Below are 15,293 nucleotides of genomic sequence, written 5' to 3'. Positions count from 1 at the left end.
GGGTGCTGGAGGACGCGGGGGCGCCCGGCGGCCGCCGGGCGGTCACCGCCCCGCGACCCGTGCAGGGCTGGGAGTCCCTCACGGCCTCGGAGCGCCGGATCGCGCGCCTGGTCGCCGAGGGCCACACCAACCGCTCGGCCGCCGAGCAGCTCTTCCTCTCGCCGCACACCGTCAACACCCACCTGACGTCCGCCTTCCGCAAGCTGTCGGTCAACTCCCGGGTTCAGCTCGCCAACCTGGTCAGGAGCCTGCCCGCCGACTGAGGGCACTTGGTACGTTCACGCGATGCGCCGCCCCGGCCGGGCGCGCTTGGCTGGGGCCACCATCGAGTCGGAGGTCGCCGGAGTGCACCGATCCAGCCCCTTACTGCCGACCGTCGTGCTCGTGCACGGCGCGTTCGCGGACGCCTCGCCCTGGGCGGGGGTCGCCGCCCGGCTGCGCGCCGACGGACTGGCCGTGCACACCCCCGCGAACCCGCTGCGCGGTCTGGCGCACGACGCCGACCGCATCGGGAGCGTGGTGCGCGCGCTCGACGGTCCCGTGGTGCTGGTCGGCCACGACTACGGCGGCGCGGTCATCACCCAGCCCGCCGCCGGGGGCGCGGACCACGTCGTGGCGCTGTGCTACGTCGCGGCCTTCGGCCCGGACGCCGGCGAGAGCGTCCTGGACGTCGCCGACCGCTTCCCCCCGGCGCCGGTGGCCGACGCGACGCTCACCGTCACCCTGCCCGCCCGGCCCCCCGACGGCCCGCGGCGCGCCCTGACCGTCCGCGGCGAGCGCTTCCCGCAGCTCTACGCGGCCGATCTGCCGCCCGCCGCCCGGGAGGCGGCGGGCGGGGCCCGGCACCCGATCGCGTGCCGCGCGCTGACCGAGCCCTCGGGTCCGCCGGCCTGGGCCGCCAAGCCGTCCTGGTACGCGATCGCGACCGCCGACCGGATCGTCAACCCCACCGCCCAGCGCTTCATGGCCCAGCGGATGGCCGCCACCGAGCACGTGCTGGACGCCTCGCACGCGCTCGCGCTGTCCCGGCCCGACGCCGTGGCGGGGATGATCCGGGAGGCCGCCGGCCTGACGGGGCTTCCGCCGTGGTGCTTCCCGGACACCCCCGGCGGGCGTCCGACCTGGGGTGTTTAAGATGTGTCCGAGCGGAAGGCGCCGGTTCGGGTCATCGTGACGGCACGGGAGTCCCCACGCGCACGACGGTGGCCGCCCCCGGCCACGAACAGTCACCCGACGAGGCACCCCACGATGATCCCACCGGTCCCACGGCCGACGCGGCGTCCTGCCACCGGCCCGGCCGCCGTCATGGCCCTGGTGGCGCTCGCCACCGGATGCGGCGCCGGCACCGGCAGCGCCGAGGACCCCGGCACCATCACGGTGCTCGACTACTACACCGACCGCACCGAGCACGCCCAGTGGGACGAGATGCTCTCCGCCTGCGGACGGCGGGCCGGCGTCCGCGTCGAGCAGACCAGCGTCCCGCCGGCCGCGCTCGTCCCCAAGGTCCTCCAGCAGGCCTCCGCCCGGACCCTGCCCGACCTGCTGATGCTGGACAACGCCGACCTGCAGCAGATCGCCCGGACCGGCGCGCTGACGCCGCTGGCCCGCTACGGCATCGACACCACCGGCTTCGCCGAGCCCATCCTGTCCGCGGGCACCTACCGGGGCGAGGTGTACGGGCTGGCGCCCTACGTCAGCACGGTCGCCCTCTTCTACAACGAGGACATGCTCGCCGAGGCCGGTGTCGCCGTGCCGCGGACCTGGGACGAGCTGAAGGACGCGGCGGCCCGGCTGACCCGCCCCGGACGCTACGGCATGGCGGTCGACGCGAGCGCCACGTTCGAGAGCAGCTGGCAGTTCCTGCCCTTCCTGTGGTCCAACGGCGGGGACGAGAAGCAGCTGGACAGCCCGCAGGCCGCCCAGGCCCTCCGGCTCTGGTCCGACCTGGTGACGAGCGGCTCCATGGCGAGGTCGGTGCTGAACTGGACGCAGGCCGACGTCCACGACCAGTTCGCCGCCGGCCGGACGGCCATGATGATCAACGGACCCTGGCGGATCCCCGCGCTGAACGAGGACCCGTCCCTGCACTGGGCGGTGGCGCCCGTCCCCGTGCCGCAGGCGGGGGCGACCCCGGTCACCCCGCTCGGCGGCGAGGTCTGGACGGTCCCGCAGAACCCCTCCGCCGCCCGGCAGGAGAAGGCCGCCCAGGTCCTCGCCTGCCTCACCGAACCCTCGAACATGCTCACCCTGGCCGGTCAGCACGTCACGGTCCCCTCCCGCCCGGAGACCGCCGCGCGGTACGCGCAGCAGAACCCCTCGACGGCCGTCTTCGTCAAGGGCGTGGAGAACGCGCGGACCCGTACCGGACAGCTCGGCGTCGGGTGGCCGAAGGCGGCGACCGGGATCTACACCGCGATCCAGTCCGTGCTGAGCGGGCAGCAGACCCCGGAGGAAGCCCTCCGGGCCGCCCAGCGGACCGCGACCGGTGACTGACCGGCTGCGCCCCGGGCCGCGGCTGTCCCGGTGGATGTTCGTGCTGCCCGCCGCGGCGTACCTGCTGCTCTTCTTCGGCTACCCGCTCGTCAAGAACGTCGTGATGAGCTTCCAGCAGTACACGGCCGACACGTTCTACACGGGCGACGCGCCGTTCGCGGGGCTGCGCAACTACACGGCGGTCCTCTCCTCGGAGGCGTTCACCGGGGCCCTGCCGACCACCGTGCTGTTCACGGCGGGCTCGGTGCTCGGGCAGGTCGCCGTCGGCCTGGCCCTCGCGCTGTTCTTCCGGCGGAACTTCCCGCTCGGCGGCGTCCTGCGCTCGCTGCTGCTGCTGCCCTGGCTGCTGCCGCTGGTGGTGTCCGGCACGACCTGGCGCTGGATGCTCGACCCCGACACGGGGGTCGTCAACACGGTGCTGCGCGGACTCCACCTCTCGACGGCCGGCGTCCCCTGGCTCACCGACCCCGGGCAGGCGCTGGTGTCGGTGATCCTCGTCAACGTCTGGGTCGGCATCCCGTTCGCCACCGCCGTCCTGTACGGCGGCCTGCAGAGCATCCCCCCGCACCTCTACGAGGCGGCGGAGCTGGACGGCGCCGGACCGCTGGCGTCGTTCCGGTACATCACCTGGCCGCTGCTGCGGCCCGTGGTGAACGTCGTGCTGGTGCTGGGCGTGGTCTACACGGTCAAGGTGCTGGACGTCGTCCTCGTGGTGACCGGCGGCGGGCCGGCCGGCGCCACCGAGACCCTCGCCACCCGGGCCTACGAGCTCTCCTTCCGGCAGTTCGAGTTCGGGCGCGGCGCCGTGCTGGGCAACGTGCTGATCGCCGTCTCGTTCCTGGCCGCCCTGGTCCACCTGCGGGCCGACCGCCGCGCCCGGGCGCTGTGATCCGGTGAGGCGCGCCCGGGGCCGGGGCCCGCTGTCCACCGCCGTCGCGATCGTCCTGCTGGCGCTGATGCTGTTTCCCGTCTACTGGATGGTGAACGCCTCCCTCCAGCCGACGGGCACCACGCTGCGGGGCGGCTGGTTCCCGCTCCACCCGGACTTCGGCGGCTACGCCGTCGCGCTGCGCGAGCAGGGGCGCAACCTCGTCACCAGCCTCGTGGTGGCCCTCGGCAGCGTGCTGCTCAGCCTCGCGCTCGCTGCCCCGGCCGCCCATGCGCTGGCCCGGTTCTCCCTGCGCGGCACCCGCCTCGTGCTGCTCGGCGTCCTGGTCACCCAGACGGTGCCGGGCGTCGTCCTGGCCAACGCCCTCTACGGCGCCTACGCCGACCTGGGACTCCTCGACTCCCGCCTCGGCCTGGTCCTCGCCGACTCCACCGCCGGGGTGCCCTTCGCGATCGTCGTCCTGCACGCGTTCATGCGGACCCTTCCCGGGGAGATCATCGACGCGGCCCGGGTGGACGGCGCCGGCCGGCTGCGCGTCTTCTGGTCCGTGGTGCTCCCGCTGAGCACCAACGCCCTGGTCACCGCCGGCGTCTTCACCTTCCTCTTCACCTGGGGCGACGTCCTGTTCGCGCTCACCCTGACCACCACCCCGTCCGTGCGGCCGGTCACCCTGGGCATCTACCAGTACCTCGGGGCGCACACGGACCAGTGGAACGCCGTGATGGCGACCTCCGTCCTGACGGCCGTCCCCGCCGCGCTGCTGCTGGTCGTCTCCCAGCGCTTCGTCACCGCCGGCGCCACCGACGGGGCCCTGCGCTGAGGCACACCCGGGCCCGCCGCCCGATCTAGCGCGTTCACGCGATGCGCCCGGCCCCGGTCCGCTGGCACGGTGAAGTCCGAGGCACACCGGCCGAAGGACGGGGATCATGGCAACGGATGTCCAGGAACGAAGCTCGCGCGGCAGCGTCCGCACCACCGGCGCGCCGCCCGCCCACCGCGAGCGGGCGCTGTGGCGCGACGCGCTGGCCCGGACGCTCGGCGCCGCGCCCCTGACCGTCCCCGGTGAGCCGGCCTGCGGCACGGTCCGCACCTCCGCGCTCGGCCGGCTGCGGACCGCCACCGTGGAGGGCGGCGGCCTGTCCGCCCTGCGGAGCGGGCGGACCGCCGGAACGGACGGCCGGGCCGCGACCGTGGTGGTCACCCTGCTGGACAGCGGCACCGCCCGGCTGGACCAGGACGGCCGGGAGGCGGTCCTTGAGCCCGGGGACGTCGTCGTCCACGACCTGGCCCGCCCCTTCCGGCTCGCCTTCCCCGGGGACTTCCGGGCGAAGTGCCTGCTGTTGCCGAGGGACGTCCTGGGCCTGAGCGCGTCCGAGACCGCCCAGGTGACCGCCCGCCGGTTCGGCTCCGAGACGCCGCTCGGCTGCCTGCTCTCGCCCCTGCTGGCCGGGCTCGTGGACGGCGCCGGGGACTACGCCCCGCACACCCTCAAGCTGATGGCCCGCAACGCCGTGGACCTGCTCGGCCTGCTCGCCGACGAGGTGCTCGCGCGGAGCGGCGCGGAGACGCCCGGCGGGGACCGGGCGCTGCTGCTGCGGATCCAGGAGTACATCGACCGCAACCTCGCGGACCCCGAGCTGACCCCGGAGGTCATCGCCCAGGCCCACCACATCTCCCTGCGCTACCTGCACAAGCTGTTCGAGGGCGAGGACGCCACGGTCCGCCGGTGGATCCAGCGGCGCCGGCTCAAGGAGTGCCGGCACGACCTGGCGCTGCACCGCCACACGACGATCTCCGCGGTGGCGCACCGCTGGGGCTTCACCAGTGCCGCGCACTTCAGCCGGGCGTTCCGGGCGGCCTACGGGATGTCCCCGCGCGAATGGCGCGCCGTCCAGGAGTCGGCGCCGGGCCCGGCGCACGGACCGGCCGCGGCCGGCGCGCCCTCGGAGCGGACGCCGGCCGGGCCGGCCGTCGGCTACAGGCTCCGGCGCACACCCGCCTGCGTCTCCAGCCCGCGCAGCTGACCGGACAGCCCCGCGTGCATGGCGAGGTGCGCGGGGCCGCTGCGCCCGATCGGCAGGACCTCCCTGCCCCGCAGCTCCTCCAGCATCAGGGCGTAGGCCGCGTACATGGCGACCGCCGCGAGGAGCAGGCCCAGCGCTCCGGCGAGGTGGCCCAGCCAGGCCGCGCCCGAGAGGCCGTGCAGCCCGGCGACGAAGTAGCGCGGCGTGGCGATCATCAGCAGCAGCCACAGCGCCCTCTTCGGCCTCGCCACCGAGGCCATCAGGGCGGCGAACACCGTGAACGCCAGGTTCATCACGCCCAGCACCTGCGCCCCGCCCCGGGCCTCCGTCGCCGAGACCAGCCCGTTGGCCAGCCAGGCCCCGGCGAACCCGCCCATCAGGGTCGCCGCGATGACGTCCCGGGCACCGAAGGCGAGGATGCTGACCAGCAGCTGGAGCACGAACGCGGAGAAGACCGTGAGCGCCACGGCCTGCCGGCCCGCACCATCGATCAGACCGAGCTGGAGGCTGCTGGTCACGGCCGAGGCGATGGCCACCGCGAAGAAGCCCAGCGGCAGCGGCGAGGCGATGGGCCTCAGGTGGATCCGCGCCATCGCGCGCGGGTCCGGTTCCCGCCCGCCGCCGGCCACCGGTCCGGCGTCCGGGGCGACCTCCTGCCGCGCCACCCGCTGCTCCTCCGCCGCCACTGCCGTCATCGTCGCGCTCCTCTGTGCTCTCGCTGCTTCGCGGCCCGCCGTGGGGGCGGACTCGTGGGCAGAACGATAGGAACCGGGGCGAACCGTGACTTGTCCCGAGGCGTACGGGCACTGTCGCGCCCGCGCCCCGGTTCCCCGCCGCGGGCGGATGGCGCCACCCGGTGCCATGTGGCGCCAATCCGTGCCGTCCGGCGCCATGAGGCGCCATCAGGTGGATCCGGGCGCCTCCCGGCGCGCCCGGACTCCGCGGTGGAGCCCGGCGGGCCGCCGTCCCGGGCCTCCCGCCTGCGTCTTCGTGCCCCAGGGGCAACGACTTCGAGCCGCCCGGGCCCGGCGGTGCCATGATGGCTTGCCATGGCGCCAAGATGGTGCCACCATAGCGTCATCAAAGGTCGGGCGACCGAGCTCGCCGTCACGAACGCCTTCGAAGGGGAGGACTCCGTGCCGTCTTCTGCCATGCCTGAGCCCAGGCGGGCCCCTGGTGCCCAGGTACCCGCCGCCGTCACCGCCGTCGGCCTGCGCAAGTCCTACGGGGCCAAGACCGTCCTCGACGGCGTCGACCTGCGCATCCCGGCCGGCAGCGTGTTCGCGCTGCTCGGGCCGAACGGCGCCGGAAAGACCACCGTCGTGAAGATCCTCTCCACCCTGATCAAGCCCGACGGCGGGCAGGCACAGGTCGCGGGCCACGACCTCGCCACCGCCCCGGACGGCGTGCGCGCCGCCGTCGGCGTCACCGGGCAGTTCTCCGCCGTCGACGGCCTGATCACCGGCGAGGAGAACATGCGCCTGATGGCGGACCTGAACCACCTCGCCAAGCGGGAGGGGCGCCGCGTCACGGCCGAACTGCTGGAGCGCTTCGACCTCGTCGAGGCCGCGAAGAAGCCCGCCTCCACCTACTCGGGCGGGATGAAGCGCCGACTCGACATCGCCATGACCCTGGTCGGCAGCCCCCGGATCATCTTCCTGGACGAGCCGACCACGGGCCTGGACCCGCGCTCCCGGCACAACATGTGGCGGATCATCCGCGACCTGGTCGCCGGCGGCGTCACCGTCCTGCTGACCACCCAGTACCTGGACGAGGCCGACCAGCTCGCCGACCGCATCGCGGTGCTGCACGGCGGCCGGATCGTCGCCGAGGGGACGGCCGAGGAGCTGAAGCGGCAGATCCCCGGCGGGTACGTCCGCCTCCGGTTCGCCGACCCGGAGGCCTACCGGTCGGCCGCCGCCGCCCTGCCCGGCGCCACCGCGGACCACGAGGGCCTGTTCCTGCAGATCCCCAGCGACGGCAGCCAGCGCGACCTGCGGGCGGTCCTCGACCGCCTGGACGCCGCCGGCATCGAGGCGCCCGAACTCACCGTGCACACGCCCGACCTCGACGACGTGTTCTTCGCCCTGACCGGCGGCACCACCCCCGCGACCCAGCCCGAGGAGGCTGTGCGATGAGCTCCCTGTCCCTCGCCGTGCGCGACTCGGCGACGATGCTGCGCCGCAACCTGCTGCACGCCCGCCGCTACCCGTCCCTGACGCTGAACCTGCTGCTGACGCCGATCTTCCTGCTGCTGCTGTTCGTCTACATCTTCGGCGACGTGATGAGCGCGGGCCTCGGCGGCGGCCACGCCGACCGGGGCGAGTACATCGCCTACCTCGTCCCCGGCATCCTGCTGATGACCATCGGCGGCACCACGGTCGGTGCGGCGGTCTCGGTCTCCAACGACATGACCGAGGGCATCATCGACCGCTTCCGCACGATGGCGATCCACCGGGGGTCCGTGCTCATCGGGCACGTCGTGGGCAGCGTGCTGCAGGCCGTCCTCAGTGCCGTCCTGGTCGGCGCGGTCGGCGTGGCGATCGGCTTCCGCTCGACCGACGCCACCGTCCTGGAGTGGCTGGCCGCCTTCGGGCTGGTCACGCTGTTCGCCCTGGCGCTCACCTGGATCGCCGTCGGCCTGGGCATGATCAGCCCGAGTGCGGAGGCGGCCGGCAACAACGCCCTGCCGCTGATCTTCCTGCCGCTGGTCTCCAGCACCTTCGTCCCGGTCGAGGCGATGCCGGGCTGGTTCCAGCCGATCGCCGAGTACCAGCCCTTCACCCCGGCCATCGAGACCCTGCGGGGGCTGCTGCTCGGATCCGGGATCGGCAACAACGGGTGGCTCGCCGTCGCCTGGTGCCTCGGCCTGACCGTCTTCGGCTACTTCTGGGCGAAGTCGGTGTTCGACCGCCACGCCGGGTGAGCCCCGCGAGTCGCCGCCCGGCGCGGGTCGTCCGGGCGGCGGCCTACTCGCCCCAGGGGCACGACGCGGCGGAGCGCTCCAGCTCGGTCACGCCCTCCGCCCGGCGTTCGCGGAGCAGTTCCCCGCCGATCGAGTAGCGGGGAGCCGCCGCCTCCGACCGGGCGGCCCGCTCCACGATCGCGTCGACGAGGGAGCGGACCATGGCCAGGCGGGGGTGGGCGGCGTGGATCTGCGGCGCCCACCGGGCGGCGAGCTCCGCGCGGCGCCCGAAGTCCAGCCCCACCCCCTCGCGGGTGAGGTAGCACAGCAGGCCCCGGCGCTCGGCGATGCCGGGCGAGGTGTGCAGGGCGATCGCCTCCCACACCCGGTCGACGTCCGCCTCGGGGACGTAGTGGCGCCGCAGCAGTCCGGCCGCCAGGTCCGCGCCCTCCACCTCGAAGCGGGCCTTGCCCTCGGCGAGGTCGCCGGCGCCCAGATCGTGCAGGACGGTCGCGGCGAACAGCAGCTCACGGTCGTAGTCGACGTCCTCCAGGCATCCCTCGTGGGCGGCGACGATCTCGGCGAAGAGGAAGCTGCGCACGCTGTGGTTGGCCACCGACGGCGACTCGGAGGTGCGGGCGGCGGCGAGGACGGCCCCGGCCAGGGGGCCGGTCGGCAGCTCAAGTGTGAAGTCCATGGCCGCAGGCTACGAAGACCCCTCGGGGCCGCGACAGTGGCACGCAGGCCGGGTGACGCTAGGATCGTGCCATGTCGGCCATCGATGGGCACCGGGTCGCGGTGCTGGCGCTTCCCGGAGTCCTCCCGCTGGACCTCGGCATCCCGGTGCAGGCCTTCGGGGCGGACGCGCACTACCGGGTCACCGTCTGCGCCGACCCCTCGGCCGGGCCGGTGCTCAGCGGCGGGTTCACCGTCACCGCGCCCGCCGGGCTGGAGGCGTTGCGGGAGGCCGACACCGTCGTCGTCCCGGGCTACGAGACGCCGGAGACCCCGCCCTCCGCCGCCGTGCTGTCGGCGATCCGCTCGGCGCACGCGCGGGGAGCGCGGCTGGTGTCGATCTGCACCGGGGCGTTCGCCCTGGCCGCCACCGGACTGCTGGACGGCCGCCCCGCGACCACGCACTGGCGGGACGCCGACGCGCTGCAGCGCCGCTACCCCCGGATCGACGTCCGGCCGAACCGGCTCTACGTCGACGACGGCGACATCCTCACCTCCGCGGGCGTGACCGCCGGCATCGACCTCTGCCTGCACATCATCCGCCGGGACTTCGGCGCCGCGGCCGCCAACGCCCGCGCCCGGGCACTCGTCGCCCCGCCCCAGCGCCCCGGCGGCCAGGCGCAGTTCATCGAGCGCTTCCGGCCGGCCGCGCGCGGCGAGGACCTCGCGCCGCTGCGCGCCTGGATGCTCGGCAACCTGGCGCACCGGCACAGCGTCGACGAACTGGCCCACCGCGCCCACATGTCCCGCCGGACGTTCATCCGCCGCTTCCAGCAGGAGACGGACACCTCACCGATGGCCTGGCTGACCACCGCCCGCATCGACTGGGCCCGCGAACTCCTGGAGACCACCGCGACCCCCGTCGAGCAGGTCGCCCGCCTCAGCGGCCTGGGCAGCCCGGCCGCCTTCCGCGCGGCCTTCCACCGCCACGTCGGCACCTCCCCGTCGGACTACCGGGCCACCTTCCAGATCCAGGGCGCGGTGGCGCCATGACCGGCCCCGGGAAGACCGGCCGCCGCGACCGGCGGCTCCCGCCGCCCGGTCCTCACAGCTCACGCATCTCGCGTCGGGTGAGCGCGTAGCCGAAGGCACCCAGCAGGCAGAGCCCGGTCGTCGCGAAGACCCCCCGGCTCCCGAAGGCGTCCACCGCCGCACCGGCCGCGATCACCGAGAGCGGGAAGACCCCCAGCGCACAGAAGGTGACGGCCGCCATCACCCGGGCCAGCAGGGCCGGCGGGGTGCTCTTCTGCACCCCGGTGACGACCAGCACATTGGTCACCGTGCCGGCGCCGCCGGCCAGGCAGAGCAGCAGCACGGCGCCGACGATCCCGGTGAACGGCACCAGGCCGATCGCCGCCCCCATCAGCAGCCCGGAGAGCATCGCCGTGCGGCCGCGCGAGCGCACCTCGGTCAGGCCGGCCGCGAACAGGCCGCCGACCAGCGCGCCGCCGGTGAACGCGGCCAGCAGCAGGCCCAGCCCGACCGCCCCGGCGGCGAAGCGGTCGGTGGCGAGGGCCGGCAGTGCGACCCGGGTGGCGCCGCCGACCGTCAGGTTGGCGATCACCGTCACCGTCAGCACCGCGCGCAGCAGCGGCGATTCCCGCAGCAGGGCGCGGAAGTTCCGCGGCACGGAGGCCCGTTCGGAGATCGGGCGGGGCACGGTGACGGGGCTGCCGCGGCCGATCAGCACCAGCGTCACCGCCGAGACGGCGAAGGTCGCCGCGTCCAGCCCCAGCGCGGCGGCCGGGTCCAGCCAGGCGACCAGCGGGCCCGCCGCCGCCGGGCCGACCAGACCGGCGCCGAAGGTGACCGTACTGTTCAGCGCGTTGCCCGCGTGCAGGTCCTCGGCGGGCAGCAGGGCCGGGGTGACCGCCCAGGCGGCCGGCAGGAACACCCCCGCACCGACACCGACCAGCAGCGCGAGCCCGCCGATCAGCCAGAACCCCGACGCCCCGCCCGCCGCGACCGCGCACAGCCCGGCGGTGGCCGCCAGCCGGCCGAGGTCGGCGGCCAGCATCACCCGCCGGGCGCCGAACCGGTCGGCGAGCATCCCGCCGAGCGGGGTGGCGGCCAGCCGTCCCGCGCCGTAGGCGGCGACCACCAGGCTCAGCGGGCGGGCGCCTCCCCCCAGGGAGTAGACCAGCAGCGGCAGGGCGACCACCTGGAACGCGTTGCCGAACTCCGAGGTGGCCTGCCCGATCACCAGCAGCCGGTAGCCGCGCGAGCGCAGCGGCGCGAGGCCGATCCGGGGACGGAACCGAAGCAGCCCCGCCGCCCCCCGCGCTCCCGCCCGGTCCGTCCCCGTCCTGCTAGCCATCGAGCGAGACCGGCAGCGACTCCAGGCCGCGCAGCATGATCGTGTTGCGCCAGGGCAGGGTCTCCTCCGGGACGGCCAGTTCGATCCGGGGGAAGCGCTCCAGCAGGCCGCTCAGCGCGACCTCGCTCTCCAGCTTGCCGAGGAAGGAACCGAGGCAGCGGTGCAGTCCCTGCCCGAAGGCGAGGTGGCCGGGATCGCCCCGGTCCAGGATCAGCCGGTCCGGATCGGTGAAGCGGGCCGGGTCCCGGTTGGCCGCGCCGAGCGAGAGCAGCACCAGCTCGTCCGCCGGGATCTCCACGTCGTCGACCCTCACCTCGGCGTTGGTGAACCGCAGGGTGGCCATGCCGACGGGGGACTCGTAGCGCAGGAACTCGTCGACCGCGACCGGCATCGCCGCCGGGTTGGCGCGCAGCCAGGCCAGCTGGTCGGGGTGGTGGCACAGCGCCAGGGTGGCGGTGCCGAGCAGGTTGACGGTGGTCTCGTGACCGCCGATCAGCAGCAGGAAGACCATCGAGAACACCTCCTGCTCGGTGAGTTCACCGGCGTCACTGGCCTGCACCAGCTCGGTGAGGATGTCGGCGCGCGGTGCCGCCCGCCGGGCGGTCATCAGCTCCCGGAGGTAGTCGTTCAGTTCGGCGGTGGCCTGGTCGAAGGTCATCTCGCCGCCCTGGGTGAGGATGGCCGTGGACCAGGTGCGGAAGGCCTGCATGTCCTCCGGGGGGAATCCCAGCAGCTCGCAGATGATCATGATGGGCAGGGGGAAGGCGAAGTCCGTCACCAGGTCGGCGGACTCCCGTCCGCGCAGCCCGTCCAGCAGGCCGCCGGCGATGCGTTCGACCAGCGGCCGCATCATCTCGACCCGTCGGCGGGTGAAGACGCCCTGGATCCGGCGGCGCAGCCGGGTGTGGTCCGGCGGGTCGCTGTTGAGCATGTGGACGACCTCCGAACCGAGCGTCAGTGCGGAGCCCCGCCCGCTCGCGATGGCCTGGCTGCGGCGGACGTCCTGCCCGAACCTCGGGTCCGTCAGCGCGCCCCGGACGTCCTGGTAGCGCGTCACCAGGTAGACCGGCAGGCCCTCGCCGAACTCCACGACCGAGACCGCGCCGGCCTCGCGGATCCGGGCGAGCGTGGGGTAGGGGTCGCGGATGAAGGCGGACATCCGCGCGGCGGCGTCGTCGACCGCGGTGGTCATGGTCTCTCCTCGGACTCGGACGGGTCACACGGTCAGCGAAGGGAAGGGCCAGCGGCGCACCCGCATGGGCAGGAACCAGGCCCGGCCGGCCTGTTCGGCGATCAGCCCGGCCTCGGTGAGGTCCCGGCGGACGGCGTCCGGCAGCAGGTCGGTCCCGACGCCCTCGGCCAGCGCGTCCAGCTGCTCCAGGTGGCCGGGCTCGTCGATGGTGAACAGCTCCAGCGTCCCGAACCGGCGGTCGCGCACCTCGGCGAAGCCCGGGCCGCGCCGGACGACGCACTTGCTCGGGAAGTACGTGGCCCGCCAGTCGGCGACGACCTCCTCCGGTGCGCCGGCCACCCGCTCGGGCGGGTACAGGTGGTGGAACCGGCGCCGCGCCGCGCAGCCGTCGGTGCAGACCGCCCGCCAGAGCACGGCCAGCCCCTGTCCGGTGGCCTCGCGCAGCAGCATCAGCGCCCGCGCGGAGGCCGGCGGCGCGTCCGCGCAGAGCCGCACCGGCTCGGTCAGCCGCAGGCAGCGGACCCCGGCGCGGTGCAGCCCGGTCACCTCCGCCCCCGCCGGGCCGGACAGGACGCGGCGGCCGAGCGCGAAGCCCGGCAGCTCCCGGGCGGCGGGGTCGTAGTCGAGCCAGAGCTCGGCCTGCGGGCCGGGCGCGTGCCAGGCGGCCTCGTCGGTCCGCTCAGCCGGTCGCGAGGGCATCGAGCACCTCCTCGGTGCGGGGGTGGGCGGCGGCGGGGCCGTGGCGGTGCTGCATCCGCATCAGCACCTGGTTGTCGGACTCCACGGCGACCTGCAGATAGCTGTCCCCGTCGTGGAACAGCAGGCCGAGCGCGGTGAAGCGGTCCAGGACCGGGCCGACCGCCGCCGCTCCGCCGGGCACCCTGGCGGCCAGCGCGGCCGCCGAGCGGGGCTGGGCCAGCAGCCGGAAGGCGGCGACCTCCACCGGATCGGTCAGCTCGGCCACCCGCCAGTCGTACCCGGCCCGGGTGTTGACGAGCACGATCCGCCCGCCCGCGTCCCGGTAGCTGAGCCGGCTGTCGGGGAACCGCGCGAGCCAGGTGTCCACCGCCGTGCCCAGCCGCTCCGCGAGCGGGCCGCCGATCCCGCGCGGCGGGGCGGTGAACACGTACGCCAGCTCGGCCAGTTCGCTCTCCGGGAGGCGGTAGGTCGCGCGGTACTGGAAGGCCGGGCGGGTGATCGCGAAGCCCAGCTCGGGACGGTCGAAGTACGGGCTGAACCGTTCGATCGCGATCCGCCCCGCCCCGGTCGGCGGATCCAGGTGGTGCAGCACGGGCAGCTGGCGGATCACCGACTCGTAGTCGGCCGGCTGCTCGCCGGGGAAGCCGTAGAGGTAGTTCCAGGTCACCGAGACCCCGGCGCTCTGGGCGTCCCGCAGCGCGCGGACGTTCTGGCAGCCCGTCACCCCCTTGTCCATGATCCGCAGGACCCGGGTGCTCAGGCTCTCGATGCCGGGCTGCACCTGGGCCGCGCCCGAGTCGCCGAGCAACTGGAACTGGTGGCGGCGCAGATTGGCCTTGATCTCGAAGTGGAGCCGCAGATCGACCGGGAGCTCGGCCAGTGACGTCAGGACGGTGTCGAAGTAGCCCATGTCCAGGATGTTGTCGACCACGTACATGTCCAGCAGCCGGTGGCGTTCGGCGAGCGCGAGCACCTCGGCGAGGAAGTCCGCCGGCCGTTTGGAGCGGAACTCCATCGAGGAGCCGTTGAGCCCGCAGAAGGTGCAGTGGTGCTTCTCGCCCCACCAGCAGCCCCGGGAGCCTTCGAGGACCAGTTTGGGATCCACCCAGCCGGCCGCGACGGAGGCGTCGAGCCGCTCGTAGAAGCCGTCGTAGCGGGGCGGCCGGATCGCCCCAGGGGGCAGCGGGTGCTTCGGCATCGCGTTGACCGTCGGCCGTCCGGACCCGTCGCGCCAGCACAGTCCGGGGACGGCGGAGAGGTCGCCGCCCGCCAGGAGCGCCGGGAAGGCGGCGTCGCCCTCGCCGCGCACCACGTAGTCCAGGAAGGGGAAGTTGCGGTGCAGCGCGGCGCCCTGCGGACCGTCGCAGTTCGCGCCGCCGAACACCGTGCGCACCTCGGGGCAGCGTTCCTTGAGCAGCTTCGCGGCGGCCAGGCTCGCGGTGTTCTGCTGGAAGGTGGTGGTGAAGCCGACCAGGTCCGGCGGGTCGGCGGCGATCTCCTCGACCAGGCGGGCGACGAACGCGGGGGCGATCGCGCGGGTGGCCCGGGTCAGGGCGATCTCCCGTTCGCTCGCGCCGTTGGCGGCCAGGTACGCGAAGTAGCCCGCGAACCCGGCCTCGTCACCGTCGCTGCCGTCACCGCCGTCGCCGTCGCCGTCGGGGTCACCGTCGTCGCCGTAGAGCGCGCCGGCGAACGCCCAGTCGCCCGCGCCCTGGAAGTACGACTTCTCCGAGAAGTACTGGTAGTCGTCCACGCCGAAGCCCGCCGTGTCCGCCGCCCAGTCCACGAAGTCCAGGTTGGCGTACCGCACCTCGACCCGGTGGCCGGCGCGGGCGGCGGCGGTGTGCAGGATCCCGAGCGCCAGTGACGGCACGTCGATCGCGCCCCAGGGCATGTGCAGCAGGACGATGCGCATGATGGCCACTTCCGTCGTTCGCGGGCGGTGGGCGGGGTGTGGGGGCCGGGGGGGGGGGGGCCCCCCCCCGGGCGGGGGGGAAATGTGCGTGGGGGTCGGGGGGGGGGTGTGGAATACCCAGTTT

At 74.4% G+C, this 15,293-nt stretch carries 15 protein-coding genes; 9 read left to right on the top strand and 6 right to left on the bottom strand.

Annotated features, from left to right (window positions below; translation table 11 throughout):
- The 6 genes from ACFXAM_RS18720 to ACFXAM_RS18695 all read left to right on the top strand — a co-directional run.
- Positions 1 to 263 (top strand): helix-turn-helix transcriptional regulator (locus ACFXAM_RS18720; RefSeq protein ID WP_380292507.1); only part of this gene is annotated, 263 nt, incomplete at its 5' end.
- 82 nt (positions 264 to 345) lie between these two features.
- Positions 346 to 1,134: an alpha/beta fold hydrolase gene (locus ACFXAM_RS18715; protein WP_380292505.1), complete on the top strand. Its 789-nt coding sequence runs from the start codon at positions 346 to 348 to the stop codon at positions 1,132 to 1,134.
- 114 nt (positions 1,135 to 1,248) lie between these two features.
- Complete coding sequence (locus ACFXAM_RS18710) at positions 1,249 to 2,493, top strand: extracellular solute-binding protein (RefSeq protein WP_380292503.1); 1,245 nt, start codon at positions 1,249 to 1,251, stop codon at positions 2,491 to 2,493.
- Positions 2,486 to 3,382, top strand: coding sequence for a carbohydrate ABC transporter permease (locus ACFXAM_RS18705; RefSeq protein WP_380292501.1), 897 nt, complete (start codon positions 2,486 to 2,488; stop codon positions 3,380 to 3,382). Before ACFXAM_RS18710 ends, ACFXAM_RS18705 begins: the two co-directional genes overlap by 8 nt.
- A 4-nt stretch (positions 3,383 to 3,386) precedes the next feature.
- Positions 3,387 to 4,202 (top strand): carbohydrate ABC transporter permease, encoded by an 816-nt coding sequence (locus ACFXAM_RS18700; RefSeq protein WP_380292499.1) that lies wholly within the window; start codon positions 3,387 to 3,389, stop codon positions 4,200 to 4,202.
- A 106-nt stretch (positions 4,203 to 4,308) separates the two neighbouring features.
- Entirely contained in the window at positions 4,309 to 5,406 is a 1,098-nt protein-coding gene (locus tag ACFXAM_RS18695) for a helix-turn-helix domain-containing protein (RefSeq protein WP_380292497.1), read from the top strand.
- Here ACFXAM_RS18695 and ACFXAM_RS18690 read toward each other — a convergent pair.
- Positions 5,358 to 6,101, bottom strand: coding sequence for a GPR1/FUN34/YaaH family transporter (locus tag ACFXAM_RS18690; RefSeq protein ID WP_380292495.1), 744 nt, complete (start codon positions 6,099 to 6,101; stop codon positions 5,358 to 5,360). The genes ACFXAM_RS18695 and ACFXAM_RS18690 overlap by 49 nt on opposite strands.
- Before the next feature lie 456 nt (positions 6,102 to 6,557).
- Between ACFXAM_RS18690 and ACFXAM_RS18685 the strand changes: the two genes are divergently transcribed.
- On the top strand, positions 6,558 to 7,544 hold the full coding sequence (locus ACFXAM_RS18685; protein WP_380292493.1) for an ATP-binding cassette domain-containing protein: 987 nt from the start codon (positions 6,558 to 6,560) through the stop codon (positions 7,542 to 7,544).
- Positions 7,541 to 8,332: an ABC transporter permease gene (locus ACFXAM_RS18680; protein ID WP_380292491.1), complete on the top strand. Its 792-nt coding sequence runs from the start codon at positions 7,541 to 7,543 to the stop codon at positions 8,330 to 8,332. Before ACFXAM_RS18685 ends, ACFXAM_RS18680 begins: the two co-directional genes overlap by 4 nt.
- A gap of 43 nt (positions 8,333 to 8,375) precedes the next feature.
- Here the strand turns inward: ACFXAM_RS18680 and ACFXAM_RS18675 are convergent, their stop codons facing one another.
- Positions 8,376 to 9,008, bottom strand: coding sequence for an HD domain-containing protein (locus tag ACFXAM_RS18675; RefSeq protein ID WP_380292489.1), 633 nt, complete (start codon positions 9,006 to 9,008; stop codon positions 8,376 to 8,378).
- 71 nt (positions 9,009 to 9,079) lie between these two features.
- Between ACFXAM_RS18675 and ACFXAM_RS18670 the strand changes: the two genes are divergently transcribed.
- Positions 9,080 to 10,039, top strand: coding sequence for a GlxA family transcriptional regulator (locus ACFXAM_RS18670; RefSeq protein ID WP_380292487.1), 960 nt, complete (start codon positions 9,080 to 9,082; stop codon positions 10,037 to 10,039).
- A gap of 52 nt (positions 10,040 to 10,091) precedes the next feature.
- Here ACFXAM_RS18670 and ACFXAM_RS18665 read toward each other — a convergent pair whose 3' ends face one another.
- The 4 genes from ACFXAM_RS18665 to ACFXAM_RS18650 are packed head-to-tail and all read right to left on the bottom strand — an operon-like array spanning position 10,092 to position 15,169.
- Positions 10,092 to 11,363 (bottom strand): MFS transporter, encoded by a 1,272-nt coding sequence (locus tag ACFXAM_RS18665; protein ID WP_380292485.1) that lies wholly within the window; start codon positions 11,361 to 11,363, stop codon positions 10,092 to 10,094.
- Positions 11,356 to 12,555, bottom strand: coding sequence for a cytochrome P450 (locus tag ACFXAM_RS18660; protein ID WP_380292484.1), 1,200 nt, complete (start codon positions 12,553 to 12,555; stop codon positions 11,356 to 11,358). Before ACFXAM_RS18660 ends, ACFXAM_RS18665 begins: the two co-directional genes overlap by 8 nt.
- 24 nt (positions 12,556 to 12,579) lie before the next feature.
- Positions 12,580 to 13,254, bottom strand: a complete 675-nt coding sequence (locus ACFXAM_RS18655) for a DUF5825 family protein (protein WP_380292483.1) — start codon at positions 13,252 to 13,254, stop codon at positions 12,580 to 12,582.
- On the bottom strand, positions 13,235 to 15,169 hold the full coding sequence (locus ACFXAM_RS18650; RefSeq protein WP_380292482.1) for a RiPP maturation radical SAM C-methyltransferase: 1,935 nt from the start codon (positions 15,167 to 15,169) through the stop codon (positions 13,235 to 13,237). Before ACFXAM_RS18650 ends, ACFXAM_RS18655 begins: the two co-directional genes overlap by 20 nt.
- Positions 15,170 to 15,293 lie beyond the last annotated feature (124 nt).

Source organism: Kitasatospora sp. NPDC059462 (genome assembly GCF_042749955.1).
Classification (GTDB): domain Bacteria; phylum Actinomycetota; class Actinomycetes; order Streptomycetales; family Streptomycetaceae; genus Kitasatospora.
Note: the sequence above shows the minus strand (reverse complement) of the source record. Positions and strands in the feature narration are given on the sequence as shown.

Excerpts from the sequence above, each read along its gene's own strand:
- ACFXAM_RS18710 (WP_380292503.1), top strand. The coding sequence starts at position 1,249 with ATGATCCCACCGGTCCCACGGCCGACGCGGCGTCCTGCCACCGGCCCG.
- ACFXAM_RS18695 (WP_380292497.1), top strand. The coding sequence starts at position 4,309 with ATGGCAACGGATGTCCAGGAACGAAGCTCGCGCGGCAGCGTCCGCACC.
- ACFXAM_RS18690 (WP_380292495.1), bottom strand. The coding sequence starts at position 6,101 with ATGACGGCAGTGGCGGCGGAGGAGCAGCGGGTGGCGCGGCAGGAGGTC.
- ACFXAM_RS18685 (WP_380292493.1), top strand. The coding sequence starts at position 6,558 with ATGCCTGAGCCCAGGCGGGCCCCTGGTGCCCAGGTACCCGCCGCCGTC.
- ACFXAM_RS18680 (WP_380292491.1), top strand. The coding sequence starts at position 7,541 with ATGAGCTCCCTGTCCCTCGCCGTGCGCGACTCGGCGACGATGCTGCGC.
- ACFXAM_RS18675 (WP_380292489.1), bottom strand. The coding sequence starts at position 9,008 with ATGGACTTCACACTTGAGCTGCCGACCGGCCCCCTGGCCGGGGCCGTC.
- ACFXAM_RS18670 (WP_380292487.1), top strand. The coding sequence starts at position 9,080 with ATGTCGGCCATCGATGGGCACCGGGTCGCGGTGCTGGCGCTTCCCGGA.
- ACFXAM_RS18665 (WP_380292485.1), bottom strand. The coding sequence starts at position 11,363 with ATGGCTAGCAGGACGGGGACGGACCGGGCGGGAGCGCGGGGGGCGGCG.
- ACFXAM_RS18660 (WP_380292484.1), bottom strand. The coding sequence starts at position 12,555 with ATGACCACCGCGGTCGACGACGCCGCCGCGCGGATGTCCGCCTTCATC.
- ACFXAM_RS18655 (WP_380292483.1), bottom strand. The coding sequence starts at position 13,254 with ATGCCCTCGCGACCGGCTGAGCGGACCGACGAGGCCGCCTGGCACGCG.
- ACFXAM_RS18650 (WP_380292482.1), bottom strand. The coding sequence starts at position 15,169 with ATGCGCATCGTCCTGCTGCACATGCCCTGGGGCGCGATCGACGTGCCG.